15 protein-coding genes are annotated in these 18,097 nt (G+C 62.6%); 4 read left to right on the forward strand and 11 right to left on the reverse strand.

Annotated features, from left to right (window positions below; translation table 11 throughout):
• Nucleotides 1–22: 22 nt before the first annotated feature.
• Nucleotides 23–1,048 carry a TRAP transporter substrate-binding protein gene (locus IG169_RS12860; protein ID WP_193176620.1) on the reverse strand — a complete coding sequence of 342 codons (1,026 nt, stop codon included), beginning with the start codon at nucleotides 1,046–1,048 and terminating at the stop codon, nucleotides 23–25.
• Between the two features lie 129 nt (nucleotides 1,049–1,177).
• Nucleotides 1,178–2,005, reverse strand: a complete 828-nt coding sequence (locus IG169_RS24355) for an IclR family transcriptional regulator domain-containing protein (protein ID WP_343225652.1) — start codon at nucleotides 2,003–2,005, stop codon at nucleotides 1,178–1,180.
• 99 nt (nucleotides 2,006–2,104) lie between these two features.
• Between IG169_RS24355 and IG169_RS12870 the strand changes: the two genes are divergently transcribed.
• The 4 genes from IG169_RS12870 to IG169_RS12885 all read left to right on the forward strand — a co-directional run bounded on the left by IG169_RS12870 (nucleotide 2,105) and on the right by IG169_RS12885 (nucleotide 6,560).
• Nucleotides 2,105–3,037, forward strand: a complete 933-nt coding sequence (locus IG169_RS12870; RefSeq protein WP_193176622.1) for a 3-carboxyethylcatechol 2,3-dioxygenase — start codon at nucleotides 2,105–2,107, stop codon at nucleotides 3,035–3,037.
• Between the two features lie 87 nt (nucleotides 3,038–3,124).
• Complete coding sequence (locus tag IG169_RS12875; RefSeq protein WP_210325996.1) at nucleotides 3,125–3,991, forward strand: alpha/beta fold hydrolase; 867 nt, start codon at nucleotides 3,125–3,127, stop codon at nucleotides 3,989–3,991.
• Nucleotides 3,981–4,808: a 2-keto-4-pentenoate hydratase gene (locus IG169_RS12880; RefSeq protein WP_246717361.1), complete on the forward strand. Its 828-nt coding sequence runs from the start codon at nucleotides 3,981–3,983 to the stop codon at nucleotides 4,806–4,808. Before IG169_RS12875 ends, IG169_RS12880 begins: the two co-directional genes overlap by 11 nt.
• A gap of 117 nt (nucleotides 4,809–4,925) precedes the next feature.
• On the forward strand, nucleotides 4,926–6,560 hold the full coding sequence (locus tag IG169_RS12885) for a bifunctional 3-(3-hydroxy-phenyl)propionate/3-hydroxycinnamic acid hydroxylase (RefSeq protein ID WP_193176623.1): 1,635 nt from the start codon (nucleotides 4,926–4,928) through the stop codon (nucleotides 6,558–6,560).
• Nucleotides 6,561–7,441: 881 nt separating this feature from the next.
• On the opposite strand, the gene IG169_RS12890 is transcribed toward IG169_RS12885, so the two are convergent.
• From IG169_RS12890 to IG169_RS12930, 9 genes are read right to left on the reverse strand one after another with little or no spacing between them, the layout of a single operon-like run.
• Nucleotides 7,442–8,206 (reverse strand): SDR family oxidoreductase, encoded by a 765-nt coding sequence (locus tag IG169_RS12890; RefSeq protein ID WP_193176624.1) that lies wholly within the window; start codon nucleotides 8,204–8,206, stop codon nucleotides 7,442–7,444.
• A 3-nt stretch (nucleotides 8,207–8,209) separates the two neighbouring features.
• A complete protein-coding gene (locus IG169_RS12895; RefSeq protein WP_193176625.1) occupies nucleotides 8,210–9,106 on the reverse strand; it encodes a 2-oxo acid dehydrogenase subunit E2 in 897 nt (298 codons plus the stop codon).
• Between the two features lie 10 nt (nucleotides 9,107–9,116).
• A complete protein-coding gene (locus tag IG169_RS12900; RefSeq protein WP_193176626.1) occupies nucleotides 9,117–10,547 on the reverse strand; it encodes an NAD-dependent succinate-semialdehyde dehydrogenase in 1,431 nt (476 codons plus the stop codon).
• Between the two features lie 16 nt (nucleotides 10,548–10,563).
• Nucleotides 10,564–11,901 (reverse strand): biotin/lipoyl-containing protein, encoded by a 1,338-nt coding sequence (locus tag IG169_RS12905; protein ID WP_193176627.1) that lies wholly within the window; start codon nucleotides 11,899–11,901, stop codon nucleotides 10,564–10,566.
• Nucleotides 11,891–12,889 carry an alpha-ketoacid dehydrogenase subunit beta gene (locus IG169_RS12910; protein ID WP_193176628.1) on the reverse strand — a complete coding sequence of 333 codons (999 nt, stop codon included), beginning with the start codon at nucleotides 12,887–12,889 and terminating at the stop codon, nucleotides 11,891–11,893. Before IG169_RS12910 ends, IG169_RS12905 begins: the two co-directional genes overlap by 11 nt.
• A 10-nt stretch (nucleotides 12,890–12,899) precedes the next feature.
• The gene (locus IG169_RS12915; protein WP_193176629.1) at nucleotides 12,900–13,904 is read right to left on the reverse strand and encodes a thiamine pyrophosphate-dependent dehydrogenase E1 component subunit alpha; all 1,005 of its coding nucleotides are present in this window, start codon (nucleotides 13,902–13,904) and stop codon (nucleotides 12,900–12,902) included.
• A gap of 10 nt (nucleotides 13,905–13,914) precedes the next feature.
• Nucleotides 13,915–15,216, reverse strand: a complete 1,302-nt coding sequence (locus tag IG169_RS12920) for a M24 family metallopeptidase (protein WP_193176630.1) — start codon at nucleotides 15,214–15,216, stop codon at nucleotides 13,915–13,917.
• Between the two features lie 60 nt (nucleotides 15,217–15,276).
• Nucleotides 15,277–16,083, reverse strand: coding sequence for an SDR family NAD(P)-dependent oxidoreductase (locus IG169_RS12925; protein WP_193176631.1), 807 nt, complete (start codon nucleotides 16,081–16,083; stop codon nucleotides 15,277–15,279).
• 21 nt (nucleotides 16,084–16,104) lie between these two features.
• Nucleotides 16,105–17,850 carry an ABC transporter substrate-binding protein gene (locus IG169_RS12930; RefSeq protein WP_246717362.1) on the reverse strand — a complete coding sequence of 582 codons (1,746 nt, stop codon included), beginning with the start codon at nucleotides 17,848–17,850 and terminating at the stop codon, nucleotides 16,105–16,107.
• Nucleotides 17,851–18,097: the final 247 nt, after the last annotated feature.

Genomic DNA, 18,097 nt, shown 5'->3' on the forward strand with positions numbered 1-18,097 from the left:
TCCTCGCCATCAATCGCCGCGGTCAGGCGGCGCGGAATTTTTCGACCGCTGTTTTGTAGACATCGAGGATCTCGGCACCCCTTGCGGTATTCGCGGTCCAGTCAGCAATGACTTCTTCGGCCGCGCCGTTCCACATCGCCAGTTCGGCGTCGCCCAAATTTTCGATGATCTTGTGTCCGTCCGCTGCTTGGACCTCTTCGCGGACGCGGTTGCTTTCCTGCATGATCCGGGCGCTCCAGAATTCACTGAAGGCGCGCGGGGAAGCGGCGTCGAAGGCGGCTTTGGCCGCATCCGGCAGGCGGTCGTAGCTTGCGCGATTCATGACCATATACATGGACGGCGCACCGAGTGCGATGTCCAGATGGGTGCGCGTCACATCCATGAGCCGGAAATTGTCGATGGAGAGCCAGTCGGCCGCCGCGCCATCGATCACGTTCTTGGCGAGGGCCTCGGCAACCGAGGTGATCGGCATGCCGATCGGAACGCCGCCGATTTTTTCCAGCATCATGGATAGCACTCGGCCAGCCGCGCGAACCTTCGCGCCCTTGAAATCCTGAAGGCCGGAAACATCACGGGCATGATGCAGGCGACCGACATCGGCGGAACCGATACCGATGAGCTTCACGTCGTCGAAGCCGTCGAGCATGCCCGCTTCCGTGAGAGCCGCCATGCCGGCAGCTCCTTCATCCGCAGTCCGTGTCAGTACCGGCAGTTCGGTGATGCCGGCGGCGTTGAACCGGCCGGGATTATAGGCCGAAATGCTCCAGCCGATATCGACGAGGCCCGCCGTGACCGCGTCGAACACCTCTTTCGGACCGGCAGCGGACCCACCCGGGAGGAATTCGACACGCACCGTGCCGTTACTGGCTTTCTCGATTTGCCTGAACCACGGCGTGAAAATGTCGGTGTTGATGTATGAGGTGGGCCCAATGAAGGTCGCAAAACGCAGCGTTGTCGTTTTCGCGAATCCGCGCGAGGGCAGCATCGCGGCGGCGGCCGCGCCGCCTGCAAGCAGCGTGCGACGGGTGATGATGGGGCTGGATTTCATGGTTTTCCTCCCGAATTGCATAGCCGCCATTATGGCGGTCCTCCATCCGGGTCGGACTATTCGACAACAGGATAAGCACTTCAAACCGGAATCGCAGATTGTTCACTAAGTGAACAGATGCGCCGCGCATTAGATGAATTGTTCGGCATCGAGCGCTGCCTCGAGGGCGTTGACGCAGGTACTCATCGGTTCGAGATAGCGTCGCACGGCCTCCGCCGAGGTCAGCGCGCTGGTGAAGTAGATGACATTGACCGCGCCGATCACCTTCCGATCGGGCCCGCGTACAGGCAGGGCAATCGCGCTGATCTTGTCGAGGGACTCGCCCTGCGAGATGGCGTAGCCGTCCGCGCGGGTCTTCTGGATGACGTGGCGGACGAGTTCGGTGTCGCGGACATCGTCCGCGTCCTGTCCTGCGAGTTTGCTGACGAAGTCGCGCGCGGCCTCGAGCTCCTGTTCCGTCATGGCAGAGAGAATCGCCTTGCCGAGGGCGGAACGGACAAGCAGGCGGGTTTCGCCGATCACGCCGCGGTAGATCGTCATCGGGCTCTGCCGGTGAGTGGAAAAGCGGATCTTGATCGAGCCGCAGTCGAAGCTCGCGAAATCGCTCGGCCAGAGAATGTGCTCGGTCAGCCTGCGCAGAAACGGAGCCGCGATCTGGGCGTGGATGTCATCCTTTCTGATACCATCCGAAATCTGTGCCAGACGGGGGGTGAGGGCGACCGTGCCGTCTTCCTTGCGCCGGCTGACGTAACCAAGCTCCACCAGCGTGTCGAGCAACCGGTAGACGGACGAGCGGTCGATATCGATCGCCTTGCTGAGCGCCCCCGGAGTGACCCACCCCAGTTCGCCCAGCGCCTCCAGGATCCGCAACCCACGGCCAAGCGAGCGTACATCCTTATAAGGTCTCGTTTGCGAAATCGTCCCGAACCCCTGTTCACGTAGAGAACAATTTGGGATTCCGGATTGTCATAAGTCAAACGGTTTTTCAGTTTCCGGCCCGAGGAGACTCCGGCCGCGCTTTTGGTGGGGGTAGTCGAAAAACGAGGAGAACAAGCAATGATCGTCGGTTCGGTCTGTATTTCGCATAGTCCGCTGATGGACAGCGGGCGCGCGGATCCTGAGACGGAGAAACGCTTTTTTTCGGCGCTCAGGATTGCCGAAGAATATGTGGCGGAAGCCGAACCGGATCTGACGGTCGTCTTCTACCCGGATCATATCAACGGCTTTTTCTACGAGTTGATGCCGTCTTTCTGTGTCGGTATCGAGGGCGCATCCATCGGCGATTTCGGGACCGCGGCGGGCAAGCTGTCTATCCCCGGGGACACGGCAATGGATCTTGCGCGGAGCGTCCTGAACGCCGGGGTCGATGCTGCCGTCTCGATGAAGATAGAAGTCGATCACGGAGCGATGCAGCCAATCGAGCTTCTGTCGGCCAGGCACGATCTTTCCAACATGATTCCGATCTTCATCAATTGCGCGGCCGCACCGCGCCCGACACTCGACCGGGTACGCGCGCTGGGCCGCGCGGTGGGTGACTGGGCGCGGGAGCGGCCCGAGCGCGTGTTGATCATCGGGTCCGGCGGGCTTTCGCATGATCCGCCGATGCCGGCGCTCGATGGCGCCAGCCCCGAGGTGCGCAAGCGCCTGATCGAAGGAGGCGCCCTGAGCCATGCGCAGCGCCACGCCCGTCAACGAAGAGCGCTCGCCGAAGGCGCGAATGTCGCCGCGGGAACATCCAAGCTCCTTCCGCTCAATGCCGCCTGGGACCGCAAGCTGATGGACGCCTTCGTGGCCGGGGATCTTCGCATCCTCGATGAGTCGAGCGATGAAGAGATCACGGCCACCGGCGGGCGCGGCGGACACGAAGTGCGCACCTGGATCGCGGCGCTCGCCGCGCTGGGACAGGAATACCGTCCCAACGAGTTGTTCTACGAGGCGATTGACAACTGGATTACCGGCATGGGGGTCCTGACGGCCGATCCGGCCTGAAGGCCGCGCCTGCCACAAATGTCGTCAGAACGAGATGCACTGCATGCGATGCGCGTCACCCGCACCTAAACCAAGGATTTCAAGACGTTGAGTACACAACATCATTCAATCTGGACCGATTTGACAGGCGTTTCCTTCTGTCAGGGATTTCTGGATGCAGATGGCATCCGCACCCGCTATGTCTCCTCCGGCTCGCCGGACAAGCCACTGCTGATCCTGCTGCACGGTACCGGCGGTCACGCTGAAGCCTATTGCCGGAACATGGCTGCTCATGGCGACCATTTCTGGACGGTCGCCATCGACCTTGTCGGGCACGGCTGGTCGGACATGCCGGCGACTGATTACGAAATCGCCGACTATGGCGCGCATCTTCTTTCCGTGATCAAGGCTCTCGGACGGGACCGGGCGCACATCTCGGGAGAATCGCTTGGTGGCTGGGTGGCTGCCTGGGTGGCATTGCACCATCCCGAACAGGTCGATCGGTTGGTGCTCAATACGTCGGGAGGCTGGACTGCCCATCCGGAAGTCATGGACCGCATCCGGACGCTTTCGATGGAGGCTGTACGCGATCCCAATCCCGACCGGATCCGGACGCGGCTGGAATTTCTCATGCATGACAAGTCGAAGGTGAACGACGATCTGGTCGAGGTGCGGCGGGCGATCTATTCCCGGCCCGGCGCGATCGAAACGATGCAACGGGTCCTGTGCCTGCAGGATATGGAGATTCGCCGTCGAAACATGTTCTCCGATGAGGATTCGACGCAAATCCAGGCGCCGTCGCTTGTGCTCTGGACCTCGCATGATCCGACCGCGACACCGGAGGAAGGGCGCAGAATCGCGAGCCTTATTCCGGGCGCCCGCTACGAGGTGATGAACGGCTGCGGTCACTGGCCCCAGTTCGAGGACGCTGACATCTTTAACCGTATGCATGTGGATTTTCTGCTTGGGCGCTGAAATCGAAAACGAGAACAACAAGGAGATGCCGGTGGCGGGAGAAAACATCAAGGTCATGGCGCAGGCGCTGTTCGAGGCGCGGCGCGACCTGAAACAGATTGCGCCCCTTCGCAAGACAATGGATCTGTCGAGCGTCGAGGCGGCGCAGGCCGTGCAGGAGATGACGACGCAGCTCTGGCTGTCCGAGGGGCGCCGCCTCGTCGGGCGCAAGATCGGTCTGACCGCGAAAGCGGTGCAGCAGCAGATGGGCGTGAACGAGCCGGACTACGGTGTGCTGTGGGCCGATTATGCCTTCACGGAAGGCGAGACCGTGGACATCAAGCGCTTCATGCAGCCGCGCGCCGAAGCGGAAATCGCCTTCGTCATGGAGAACGACATTACCGATCCGCTCGCCGGCATGCAGGACGTGATCCGTGCCATCGCCTATTGCGTTCCGGCCGTCGAGATCGTGGACAGCGCGATCGCGGACTGGGATATCCAGCTTGTCGACACCATCGCGGACAATGCATCGGGCGGTGGCTTCGCGCTCGGAACCGGTCCGCGCCGCATCACCGACATCGACATGCGCCTCTGCGGCATGGTCATGTCCCGCAACAGCCATCCCGTCTCGATCGGCGCCGGCGCCGCCTGTCTCGGTCATCCTCTCAACGCGGTGCTGTGGCTTGCGCGCAAGATGGCGGAACTCGGACGCCCGATCGGTGCCGGCGACATCATCCTTTCCGGCGCGCTCGGTCCCGTCGTTCCGGTTGATCCGGGCGATGTCTTCTCGGTCGAGATACAGGGATTTCAACCGCTGAATATCGGCTTTTCCGCCTGAGGCCATGCCCGCTGCCGCAACGTGCGGCATTTCCGGACCGCGCAAGCGGTCTGCGTCGTAACAATAACACGGAGTGCCTGCCGGCACCTGGAAACAGAAGATCTGGTGGAGGATTACATGGGGGAGAAGGCGGCAACACTGCCCGAGAAAACCAGCGTCGTTATCGTCGGCGCGGGGCCCGTCGGACTGACGATCGCAAACTATATGGGTTTGAGCGGTGTGCCCACCCTGGTCATCGAGCAGCGCGAAGAACTGATCGACTATCCCCGCGGCGTGGGGATGGACGACGAGTGTTTGCGCAGCTTCCAGGCGATCGGCCTTGGCGAAACAATCGCGGCACACACGACACCGGACCAGAAGATGCGCTTCCTGACTGAGGACGGCAGGATTTTCGCATCGATCGAACCGAAAACCCGCGAATTCGGCTGGCCGAGACGCAATTCGTTCATCCAGCCGATGATCGACAAGATCCTGTTCGAGGGCCTGTCACGATACGATTGCGTGACGACCGCCTTCGGTTCGGACCTCGTTTCGTACGAGGACAGGGGCGCGGATGTCCTGCTCAAGGTGGAAAAGGATGGCGAAATCCATCATGTCGCCGCCGACTGGCTGGTCGGATGTGATGGCGGGCGGAGCATCGTTCGCAAGACGATGGGGTCCAGCTTCGACGGGATCACGGATTCCACGCGCTGGGTGGTCATCGATCTGCTGGACGATCCTCTCGGCCGGCCCGACTCCTATTTCGTCTGCATTCCGGAACGTCCTTATGTCTCGATCGCCCTGCCGCACGGAATGCGCAGGCTGGAATTCATGGTGTTTGGCGACGAAACCGAAGAGAAGCTTTGCTCGCCGGAAGGGATAAGGGCTCTGTTGTCACGGGTTCTTCCACGGCCGGAGGACGCGAATGTCCTGAGAAGCCGCGTCTACACGCACAATGCGCGGCTGGCCGGAGAGTTTCGCAAGGGCCGCGTCATGATCGCGGGAGACGCGGCGCATCTCATGCCTGTCTGGCAGGGGCAGGGCTATAACAGCGGCATTCGCGACGCGACCAATCTCAGCTGGAAACTGGCCCTTGTGGCCAAGGGGCTTGCCGGAGGCGGTTTGCTCGATACTTACGGCCAGGAGCGGCGGGATCATTTGAAGGCGATGATCGATCTCTCGGTGACCGCAGGCAAGATCTTCTCGCCAACGAGCCGGATCGTGGCCTGGCTTCGGGACAGGATTGCCCTGGCCCTGAACTTAATTCCGCCGGTCAAGCGTTACATTTTCCAGATGCGTTTCAAGCCGATGCCGCGCTTCGACGAGGGAGTCGTGCTCAAGGACGAGCGCGGCCAGATCCGCGGAGCGGCAACCGGCAAGCTCTTTCCGCAACCCGCGGTGATTGTTCCCGAGGGTAACCGGCAGATGCTCGACGATGCGCTCGGTCCCGGTTTCGCCATCCTTTCATGGGGGAGCGATCCCCAGCTGTTCCTGTCGGAAGACGGCCGGGCGCGCTGGAAGCGGCTTGGTGCCCGTTTTTTCGCGCTGGTGCCCGATACACAATTTGCAAATTTTACGGGAAACATACTGCCCGGAACCGAAATCCTCGGCGATGCCGATGGCAGTCTGCATGAGTGGTTTTCGAGCCAGGGGGCTGACGGCACCATCGTCTTCCTGCGGCCGGACCGGATCGTCGCCGGTATTGTGCCGCCGCAAGAGGCCACGGAGGCAGAATGCCTGATATTGGACATCTTGGGCCAGACGGACGGGTAGATTTCATTCGGGAATCGAGCAAGCACTTCGTATCTGCTCCCGTCGCGGTGTAGCGTCGCCTGACAAAGAACCGCGTGTGTCGGTACTGCCTCCTTTGATTCATCGGCCGAGCATTGGGGGGCACTTGCAGACATCGAACCCGATCAAAAACGTCTTCGCCTCTGTCCGGCGCCGCACCGTGCACAACCAGGGAGTCCCGAAGTGCAAGCCGGTACGGCTCATGGTCTTCAAGTTGCTCATGAGTGCCGCCAAAACATAGCAACGGCTGAAAGGCGAAAATCGATTGCCGATGGTTGTCGCCCGCGTCAAATTCAATGTCGGAGTTACAGAACGGGCCATACCAGCTAACCGCGCTACCTCATTGGCCCACACCTAAGTCTCGTCATAATTCTTCTGAAGGCGATAGAAGCCTTTGGATTGAGATCGCCGCGTCGGTAACTGATCTTTCCGTTACCTCTGGCTCACGCCGAGGCCGTTCGCAACGCGTCGCGCGCTTTGGCCTTGGCCCATTCGTAGGCTGCGATGCAGATGCTCTCCCAACTCCTGGAGGATTGCGAACTTCACGTCGAGGTCCTCGTTCCTGTCATATGCAGACGAGGCCATGGAGCGCCTGCCTTCGTTCGCGTGGGTGATCATCTGCGCATCCGCAGGACCGAGGCGAGCGTGACATCGCGTTCCTTCCGGAATGCCTCGACCAGCGGCACAGGATCCTTTCCGTCAGCCCAGCACGCCCTGACCTTCGGTGTTAAGCTCGCGCAGCAGCGGAATCTCTGCCGCCCTGAAATCATCGATGGCCGCCAAGCGTGCGGAGTTGCGCGTCGGTCAGGCCGCAGCAGCAGTCGATCGAGTCACTTCTGCAGGCAGTTCCGCGTTTGCCCGGGCTACCGCGCCAGCCAGCCGCCATCGACGGGCAGAATCGCACCGTGAACGAAACGGGCGGCGTCGCTCGCGAGAAACACCACCGGCCCGGCGATATCGTACGGGCTTCCCCAGCGTTGCGCCGGTACGCGCGCCATAAGATCGGCCGAACGCTTTTCGTCGGCCTGGAGGGCGGAGGTGTTGTCGGTCGCGACATAGCCTGGAGCCACCGCATTGACGTTGACGCCCTTCGACGCCCATTCATTGGCGAAGGCGCGCGTCAATTGCGCCACGCCACCTTTCGCTGCAGCGTAACCCGGCACCATGATGCCGCCCTGGAAGCTCAGAACCGAGGCCACGAAAACGATCTTGCCGCCGCCGAGCACGATCATGCGGCGGCCAATTTCGCGGGTCAGCACGAAGGGCGCCGAGAGATCGACCTCGACCACGTGGTTCCAATCCTCATCTGAATGCTCGGCCGCCGGTGCGCGCCTGATCGCACCGGCATTGTTGATCAGGATATCGATCGCGTGGCCGTCCGCGCCGAGCCGTTCCACGAATCCATGCAGCGCCGCCCGGTCGGAGAAATCGCATTGATAGGGGACGAAACGGCGTCCCGCCGCTTCCACATCCTTTCCGACATCGCTGCCTTCGGGCTCCAGACTTGCACTGACCCCGACGATATCGGCGCCGGCTTCCGCCAGCGATTTCGCTATCGCGCGCCCGATGCCGCGCCTGCAGCCGGTGACCAGCGCCGTCTTGCCGGAAAGATCGATCGAAAGGGCCATGACTCAGACCAGCATGCGGCGGGGGTCGGCGAGAAGCCGCGCATAGTGCGCGAGAAAACGCGCCGCGTCGGCACCGTTGATCACCCGGTGATCGTAGGACAAATCGAGCGGCGCCGTCAGGACCGGCCGGAACGCCTCGCCGTCCCAGACCGGCCGATGTTCGGCCCTGGTGATGCCGAGAATGGCGACTTCCGGCGGATTGACGATCGGCGTGAAGGCGGTGCCGCCGATGCCGCCGAGATTGGTAATGCTCATCGACGCGCCGCCCATCTCGTCGGGCCGGACCTTGCGGTCATTCGCCCGTTTGGCGAGGTCCGCGATTTCCGCCGCGATCGCCCACAGGCCCTTCCGGTCGACATCGCGGATCACCGGCACCATCAGCCCGTGCGGCGTATCGACGGCGATGCCGATATGAACATAGTGTTTTAAAATCAGAGCCTTGCCATCTTGTGTCAAAGACGAATTGAAGCGTGGAAAGGCGCGCAGGGTCTTCGCCAGCGCCTTGGCGTGAAAGGCAAGCGCGGTAAGCTTCACGCCGCGTTCCGCCGCCTCGGCCTTGATGGAAGCACGGAAGCGCTCCACGGCGCTCATGTCGGCGATGTCATGGTGGGTAACGGCCGGAATCAACACCTGCGCCGCCGCCATGTTGGCAGATGCGACTTGTGCGAACCGGCTCATCGGTTCTTCGGTCACGGCGCCATAGGCGGAATGATCGACATCCCAATAGGCGGTATGCGCCGATCCGCCGGATGGCGCCGGCCCAGCGCCGCCCGATACCTTGCGGTCGATATCCTCGCGGCCGATCGTCTCGCGCCCGAGTTCGGCGGCCAGGGTGTCGATATCGATGCCCTTGCGGCCGGCGAAAGCGCGGGTCGAAGGGCTGGCGATGGCGGAAGTCATGTTCGTTTCCTCACCAGTTGGCCGAGATGTACTGGGTTTCCATGAATTCGAGCATGCCTTCATGCCCGCCTTCCCGGCCGAGGCCGGACTGCTTGACGCCGCCGAACGGCGCCGCCGGATCGGAAACCAGACCGCGGTTCAGGCCGACCATGCCGTATTCGAGCTTTTCGCAGACCTTCATGCCGCGCTTCATGTTCCCGGTGAAGACATAGGCAACAAGGCCGTATTCGGTGTCGTTGGCGCGGCGGATGACATCTGCCTCGTCGTCGAAGGTCTGGATCGCCGCGACGGGACCGAATATCTCGTCATTGACGCAGTCGGCGTTCTCCGGCACGCCGAACAGGACGGTGGGCGGATAGAAGAAACCCTTCCCGTTCGGAATGGTGCCGCCGAGCCGAAGTTCCGCGCCCTTGTTGACCGCGTCCTCAACGAAGGCGACAACCTTGTCGCGGGTGTCCGCGTTGACCAGCGGCCCGACATCGACGTCCTTGTCCAGCCCGTTGCCGAGTTTCAGCGCGGCCATGCGTTCGGTGAATTTCGCGGTGAAGGCTTCCGCCACCTTGTCATGCACATAGAAGCGGTTGGCAGCCGTGCAGGCCTCACCGAGATTGCGCATCTTGGCGAGCATCGCGCCCTCGACGGCGGTATCGATATCGGCGTCCTCGAAGACGATGAGCGGCGCGTTGCCGCCGAGTTCCATGGCCGGTTTGAGAACCTGGTCGGCGGCCGAATGCAGGAGCTTGCGTCCGACAGCGGTCGAGCCGGTAAACGAGATCACACGGACACGCGGGTCGTGCAGCATGTGATCGACGATCTTGCCAGAGCTTTTCGACGGCAGCACGTTGACAAGGCCCTTCGGCACGCCGGCCTCTTCGAGGAGCGGCATCAGCGCCAGCATCGTCAGAGGTGTGTCGGAGGCCGGCTTGATGATGACCGGGCAACCCGCTGCGAGCGCCGGCGCGATCTTGCGCGTGCCCATGGCGGCCGGATAGTTCCACGGCGTCACGAGGACGGCGATGCCCGCCGGCTTGTGCTGGACGACGATGCGGGCGCCGGAGGCAGGCGCATGAGTGATCAGCCCATCGGCGCGTACGGCTTCCTCGGAAAACCAGCGAAAGAATTCGGCGGAATAGGCTGCTTCGCCCATGGCATCGACGCGCGCCTTGCCGTTTTCGAGCGTAATCAGGCGGGCGAAATCCTCAAGCCGCGCGCTCATCAACTCGAAGGCCTTACGCAGCACCTCGCCGCGTTCGCGCGGTTTGCGTCCGGCCCATTCGGCAAAGGCGGCATCCGCGGCGTCGAGCGCGGCATCGGCATCGGCGATCTCGGCCGAGGCGACGCTTGCGAGCACTTCCTCGGTCGCAGGGTTCATGACGTCGAAGCGCTCGCCATTGCCGCCTGGGCGCCATTCGCCGTTTATATAAAGGTCGGTATACTCCATCGGGTGTCTCCGGGGGTCAGAGGATGTGGCGCAACGGCTCTTCCAGCCGCGCCGCCATTTCATGCACAACTGCGATCGCGACCTCGGGTTCCAGCGTGCCGGCCGGAACGTCGAGAACGAGTTCCAGCATATCCGCGCTGTCGGCAATCGTCAGCCTCGGTGCGCGAGCGCCGCCATGCCGTGCGGCGGTGATACGGCTGCCCGTCAGGTTGCGGACGATCAGGGCAGGATCCGCATCGTCGTCCAGCGCGGCGATCCCCGCAAAACCGAAATAGTCGGGATCGCGATAGCAACGGCTCTGCCGCAGAAGCGGCGCCTGCGCCTCGACCACCAGCGAAGCATTGTCCGGCCCGGCCGCCACCCTGAGGCTCGCCGCCGCAAAGGCTGCCCAAATCGCCAGATCGTCGATCGTGCCGCCGGTCTCGACGGCATACCAGTCACGGAATTCCGCATAGCCCGCACTTGTCACCCGCGCTTCGATGCGGTCGGCCGGTGCGGCGGCGGGTATCGCGGATGCAGCCTGCTGCGAAAGGGCAGCCAGGCGGTCGAGATCGGCGACGTGATAGGGCTGCGGATGGCCGGTTGCGGCAAGCCGCGCGAGGTCCAGACCGCGTTGTGCCGCGAGCCGCTTCGCCTTCGGCGAGGCGAGGATGCGTCCGCCTTCGGGGCTTGCCGTCATGCGGGCCGCGCCCGTTTTGGCTGCCGGGGCCGGCGAGGGCGCGCTTTCGGCCTGTTTTCCGGTCTTCGGTTCCGCGACGGGCTTTGCTTCGGGCGCTGCCGGCACGGCTGCCGCGCTGCGCTGCACCGGCGCTGCCGGCTTCTCCGCCGTGATGATCGCGATAATATCGCCGACCGGAACGTTTTCGCCTGCCTCGGCGCGCAATTCGGCGATGTAGCCGTCATGGCCGGCTTCGACTTCCATCGTCGACTTGTCGGTTTCGACTTCGAGCAGGATGTCGCTTGCCGATACGGCATCGCCGGGCGCCTTGCGCCAGGCGACGAGCAGACCGGTATCCTGCGCCATGCCGAGCGCCGGCATGATTACGCTCTTGCCTTCGACAGGCGCCGGGGCTGCCGGTTTTTGTTCCTCGACCGGCGCCTCGGTCGTGTCCTCCGGGCTTTCCGAAATCGTGGCGATGACATTGCCAACCGGCACCGCTTCGCCTTCTGCGGCGCGCACATTGGTCAGGAAGCCTTCGGCCTGCGCCTCGACTTCCATCGTTGCCTTGTCGGTCTCGACCTCCATAAGCACATCGCCCGGCGCGACCTTGTCGCCGGCGGCCTTGTGCCAGGCGACGATCAGTCCGGTGTCCTGCGCCATGCCGAGAGCCGGCATGATGACCTCATGCGGCATGAACAAGCTCCCCGCGGCATATCAGCCGCGCGCGATCGGCGACGCCTTCCGGCGTCGGCACTGTGATGTCCTCCAGCGCCGGCGAGAACGGCACCGGCACGTCCATCGCGCCCATCCGCTGCACCGGCGCGTCGAGGTGGTAGAAAGCCTTTTCCGAAATCCGGCTGGCGATTTCGCCGGTTATACCGAAATTCTGGTGGCCCTCGTCGACGACGATGGCACGCGAGGTCTTCCTGACGGAGTTGAGGATCGTTTCCTCGTCGAGCGGCACGATGGTGCGCGGGTCGATGACTTCCGCCGATATCCCTTCCTTTTCCAGGATCTCGGCCGCCTTCTGGCAGACCTGGACCATGGAAGAGGTGCCGATGAGCGTCACGTCACGGCCCTGGCGCATGACATTCGCCTCGCCGAAGGGGATCAGGTATTCCTCCTCGGGAACCGGCGCCTTGTCGTTGTACATCAGCTTGTCTTCGAAGATGACGACCGGGTTGTCATCGCGGATCGCGGTCTTCATCAGCCCCTTGGCTTCGTAGGCTGAGGAGGGCAGGGCGACCTTCAAGCCTGGAATGTGGGCGACCAGCGCATGCAGCGACTGCGAGTGCTGGGCTGCCGAGCGGCGCGTCGCGCCGAGATTGGTGCGCAGCACCAGCGGTACGGAGAGCTTGCCGCCGGACATGTAGTGCGTCTTGGCCGCCTGGTTGCAGAGCTGGTCCATGACCAGAAAAATGAAGTCACCGAACATCAGGTCCACGATGGGCCGCGAACCGGTCATCGCCGCGCCGACCGCGATACCCATGAAGCCGGGTTCGGCGATCGGCGTGTCGATCACCCGGTCGGTGCCGAATTCCTCGACGAGACCCGACAGCACCTTGAACGGCGTTCCGGCCTCGGCGACATCCTCGCCGATCAGGAAGATCGTCTCGTCGCGCCGCATTTCCTCGGCGATGGCCTCGTTGACAGCCTTGGACAGCGTGATTTCGCGGGTCATTTCAGGTTCCTCAAACGTAGGCCAGCGCGTGGTCGACGCCGGCGAATACATGCATGTCGACTTCGTTTGCCGGCGGGTATCCGGCGTCGAGCGCGTATTGCACCGCAGCCTCGGCATCGGCCCTGATCTCGTCATTGATGGCGACGAGTTCGTCAGCCGTCACCACCCCTTCCGATTCCAGCCATTTGCCGAAATTGGCGATCGGATCGCGTACTTTCTTCCACTCGGATTCCTCGTCCTTCGACCGGTAGTAATCGCGGTTGATGTCGCCGACATGGTGGCCGTGGTAGCGATAGGTTTTCAGTTCGATGAAGAACGGGCCTTCGCCCTTGCGGGCGCGCGCCACCAGCTTCTGCGCGAGATCGTTGACTGCGAGCACATCCTGGCCGTCGACCATATGCGCCTCGATCCCGAACGCCTCGGCACGCGCCGTGATCGAACCGGCGGCGATTTCATCGGTCTTTGTGTATTCCGAATAGCCGTTGTTTTCGCAGGCATAGATGACCGGCAGTTTCCACAGCGCCGCCATGTTCATCACCTCGTACCACAGCCCTTGTGCGGTCGCGCCGTCACCGAAGAAGCAAACCGTGACATCCTTCTTGCCCAGCCGCCTGGCGGAAAGGGCAGCGCCGGTGGCGATGCCCATGGAGCCGCCGACGATCGCGTTGGCGCCGAGATTGCCGTGGCTCTGGTCGGCGATATGCATGGAACCGCCCTTGCCGCGGCAATAGCCTTCTTCCTTGCCCAGCAATTCGCAGAACATTTGCTTGAATTCCGCGCCCTTGGCGACGCAGTGGCCATGCCCGCGGTGCGTGGAGGTGATCTTGTCGGAATCCTCCAGCGCCTCGCAGATGCCCACCGCCACCGCCTCCTGGCCCGAATACATATGCGTCAGGCCCGGCATCTTGGCGGACAGATAGAGCTGGTTCGCATTGTCCTCGAAGGCGCGGATCCGCACCATCTGGCGATACATGCGCAGATAGTCTTCCGTGTTGGTCTTTTTCTTCGGCGCCATGACTGCGTCCTCAATAGCGATGGGAAATCGGGAGCTCTTCCGCCGGGAACAGGCTGATGACCTCGCATCCCCTGTCGGTCACCACGACCTCTTCCTCGATGCGGGCGGCAGAGTAACCGTCGCTCGCCGGGCAGTAGGTCTCCAGCGCGAAGACCATGCCGGTCTCGATCTCCATCGGATTGTCGAGGCTGACGGCGCGACTGATGATCGGGCGCTCGTGCAGCGCCAGGCCGAGGCCGTGGCCGAATTGCAGCCCGAAGGCAGACAGTTCGTCCGGGAAGCCGAATTCCTCAGCCTTCGGCCAGACCTTGGCGACGGTGTCGGTGGTTACGCCCGGCTTGATCAGCGCGATTGCGGCATCCAGCCATTCGCGGCAGCGAATATAGGCGTCCGTCTGCGACGGCGTGGCCCGGCCGATGTTGAAGGTGCGATAATAGCAGGTCCGGTAGCCCTGATAGCTCTGCAGGATGTCGAAGAACGCCTGGTCTCCCGGCCGGAAATAGCGGTCGGTGAAATTGTGCGGATGCGGATTGCAGCGTTCGCCGGCGATGGCGTTGATCGCCTCGACGTCATCCGACCCCATCTCGTAGAGCATCTTGTTGGACATTGCGACGATGTCGCTCTCGCGGATGCCCGGCCTCAGCTCCTGCCATATCATGTGATAGACGCCGTCGACCATCGAGGCGGCCTGGTTGAGCAGCTGTATCTCGTCGACATTCTTGATTTCGCGCGCACCCAGCATGATCTGCTGGCCGTCGATGACCTTCAGGCCCGCGTCCTGCAATGCAAAGAACATCGCGGTTTCCGCGTAGTCGACACCGACGGGCATGTCGGCGACGCCGGCCTTCTTCAGCAGGCTGAAGATTTCCTCGGCGTAGCGCTTCATCAAGCCGAAGGACGGCGGGATCGTACCGCGCATGCCGACGACCCCGGCGCGCATGCGCTCCGGGTCCAGCCAGTCGCAATAATCACGGTGATGGACCGCGGCCGAGCCGAAGTCCCAGACGTATGGCTCCTCGTCGCCGGCCAGAAGCGCGAAGCGGCACATCTTGTCGCGTTCCCATTCGCCGATCTTCGTGCCGGAGACGTAGCGGATGTTGTTGACGTCGAAGAGCAGCAGCGCGCCGCAGTCCGACTTCTTCAGAGCGTCCTTCGCCCGGCTGAGCCGGTAACGGCGCAGCCGGTCATGGTCGACACGGCGTTCGAAATCGACCGCGGTATGGCCGAGGGCGGGGATATGCCGGTCCCAGCGCCAGTTCGGGTCGATATCGCCGGGTTGCAGGATGCGCGGATTGAGTGCGGTCGTATTCATAATAGCCTCTTCTGCGCCGCGTGGGCGCCGTTCAGTCTGGATTCGTGGGGGTAAGGCCGGCTACTGAATGCACCAGCCGCCGTCGATATGGATCATCTGGCCGGTCATGTAGTCGCTCTCGGGACTGGCAAGGAACGCGGCGGTTCCCTTGATGTCGTCGGGATAGGAAACGCGTTTGATTTTCAACTCGTTGGCGACGATGTCCTCATAGGCCTGCCCCTCGCGCTGCTTGAAGCCAATATCGACGAGGTCCTTGTCGAGCTGTTCCCACAGCGGTGTCACGACGACGCCCGGCGCGTAGCCGTTGACGGTGATGTTGTGCTCGGCCAGCGCGATGGCGCCGCAATGGGTGAGCGCCAGGCAGCCATATTTCGACGTGCAGTAGACGGTGACATCGATGAGCGGCTTGCGCGAGGCGATAGAGCCGACATTGATCAGCTTGTAGGGATAGTCCTGTGGCCCCTGTGCGATCATCTGCCGGGCTGTCTCCTGCATGCCCAGCCACATGGCCTTGGTGTTGACGTTCATGATGAGATCCCAGTTTTCCTCGTCGATATCCATGAAAAACCGGGGTTTGTTCAGGCCGGCGTTGAACAGGCCGACATTGATCATGCCGAAAGCGTCGACCGTCGCCTGCACGGCCGCCGCGTTGTCCTCGCGTTTGGTGACATCGAGCTTGACGGCGATCGCCTTGCCATTGCCTCGCTTGTTGATCCGTTCGGCCACTTCCTTGACGCCGTCGAGATCGACGTCGCCGAGGCAGATATTCGCGCCCTGTTCGGCGAAATGCTCGGCATTCGCCGCGCCCATGCCGCGCGCCGCCCCCGTAATGAGGATGTTCTTTCCCTTGAGCCGTTCCGGATCCATTCTTTCCTCCCTTGGGATTTCTCAGGTTTTCATGACTTCTTCGGCCCGGGCCTGGGCCTTTTTGAGCGCGTCGCGCGGCGTGACGATGCCGCGCAGCATGTCGTGCAGTTCCTGCCCGCAGATATTGATGATGTCGCAAATCTGGGGCACCGGGGGGCGCGGCCAGAACTGCAATTCGTCGCGCCATGACATCCCGTCGACAGCTTCGAAAATCGGCGACAGGCGCCGGACTTCCGGATCGGCTCCCACCGAATAGCGCGGTGCCGTCCGGCTTCCGTTTTCGACATAGAGCTTTTGGGCTTCCGGCGACGTGAAGGCGATGAGCGCTTCGACGGCGTCGGCGCGACGGTCTTCCGGCAGGTTCGAGGGAATTCCAAGCACATAGCCGCCCACGGGAGCGACCGGCGACCCGCTCGGCCCGGCCGGATGCGGCAGGTAGCCCGTCTGGCCGTGAGCGGGCGAGGAGGGATCGAGTTCGAAATAGGGGGCGAGAAGCGTGTAGCCATAGGCCATCGCGATCCTGCCCGCCGCATAGGGGCGAATGCGCTCATACCAGGACATCGAGAGGATGTCCGGCGGCGAGAACCGGACCAGCGCCTTCAGATATTCGGCCGCCTCAAGCCCGCCGTCGCTGTCGATGGTCGGAACGACCGTATCCCGGTCGAGGTGATCGGCATCGAAACCGCCTGCGATCTCGCGCAGGTCGAACACCGGTTGCCCGAATCCGGCGCATGTCATCATGAAGGTGTGGCCAAGCGCCGTGCCGCGCGCGGCGTTCCAGGCAATGCCGTATCTCCCTTGCGCCGGATCATGGAATCGTTCCGCCGCGCGCAGGACCGCTTCGGTGGTTGTCGGCGGTTCCAGCCCCTCCTCGGCAAACAGGTCCTTGCGAAAGAACAAGAGCTCCGGCGTCGTCTGGCTCGGGACGCCGTATGGACGCCCGCCCCAGTGCGCCGCGCGCCAGCCCGCGGTGTGGAAATCGCTCGGATCGAGCCGGTTCACGTCCATGATTTCGTCGAGCGGGAGCAGAACGCCCTTGGTCGCGAACTCGCCGATCCAAGGCAGGTCGACAGCTATGATGTCATAGCGGCTGGTCTTGCGCTGGGCGTTGCGCAACGCCTCCTCGTGCAGGCGATCGATCGAGAAGGCGCGTTGGTTGATTTTTGTTCCGACAACCTGTTCGAACTGGCGCTTGAGTGCGTCCATCACCATGAAAGTCGGATCGCCGTGCACCAGAATGCGCAATCCACCCGGCAGCGTAAGCGGCTCCGACAGAACCTGCGGCGGCTGGATCGAGTGTCCGGCCATGTAGGAGCCGCCAAAATAATAGTCCCGGGTGCCGGGATCGCGAACGCCGGACCCGAAGGCTTGCGCGACCAGGCGCTTCATCCGACCGCACATCTGCGTCCAGTTCTCGATCAGCTCCGCGCTGGGATGCAGTGTGAAGCTCTTTCCGGTACGCGTGCGCGGACGCTGCTCGATCATCCCGGCCTGCAACATCTCGTTCAATCGCCGGACCGCCGTGGCGTAGGGAACGCCGGCCGCCGCCGTCAGCGATGACGGCGTCACGGCCTTCGCTTCCAGGTGATTGCGGATGAGACAGGTTGCCATTTTGAAATAGGGGTCCGGGGTGGAAAGCTCCAGCGTCGTTTCGATTTCGAGACCGAAATCGTCCAGAAACGCGATAACTTCCAAAAGCTCGGCGCGTGCATGCGGCGAGATCGGGAATTCCGTCGGACCTTTTCCTCCATAGATTGGCGTGGTCATTGTTCCGTTGCCCGCGGGTCGCAAACTCGACAAGATCGGATTGTCCAAACTGGATTTTTTGACACCGCTCATGGCAACTCCATTTCCAAACTGTTCATTTTGAGGATTTGGCGATACGCACAATATATCCATTGCGGACATAAAATTGTCCAATCCGGATATTTTTACTGGCGATCCAAAGTCGTGAAGCAGGCAGTTATTGCTTACCCGCATTGCTGCCGGGCATCTGATCTGTCGCCGTCGCGGC

This window comes from Oricola nitratireducens (assembly GCF_014904745.1).
In the GTDB taxonomy this organism is placed as follows: Bacteria; Pseudomonadota; Alphaproteobacteria; order Rhizobiales; family Rhizobiaceae; genus Oricola; species Oricola nitratireducens.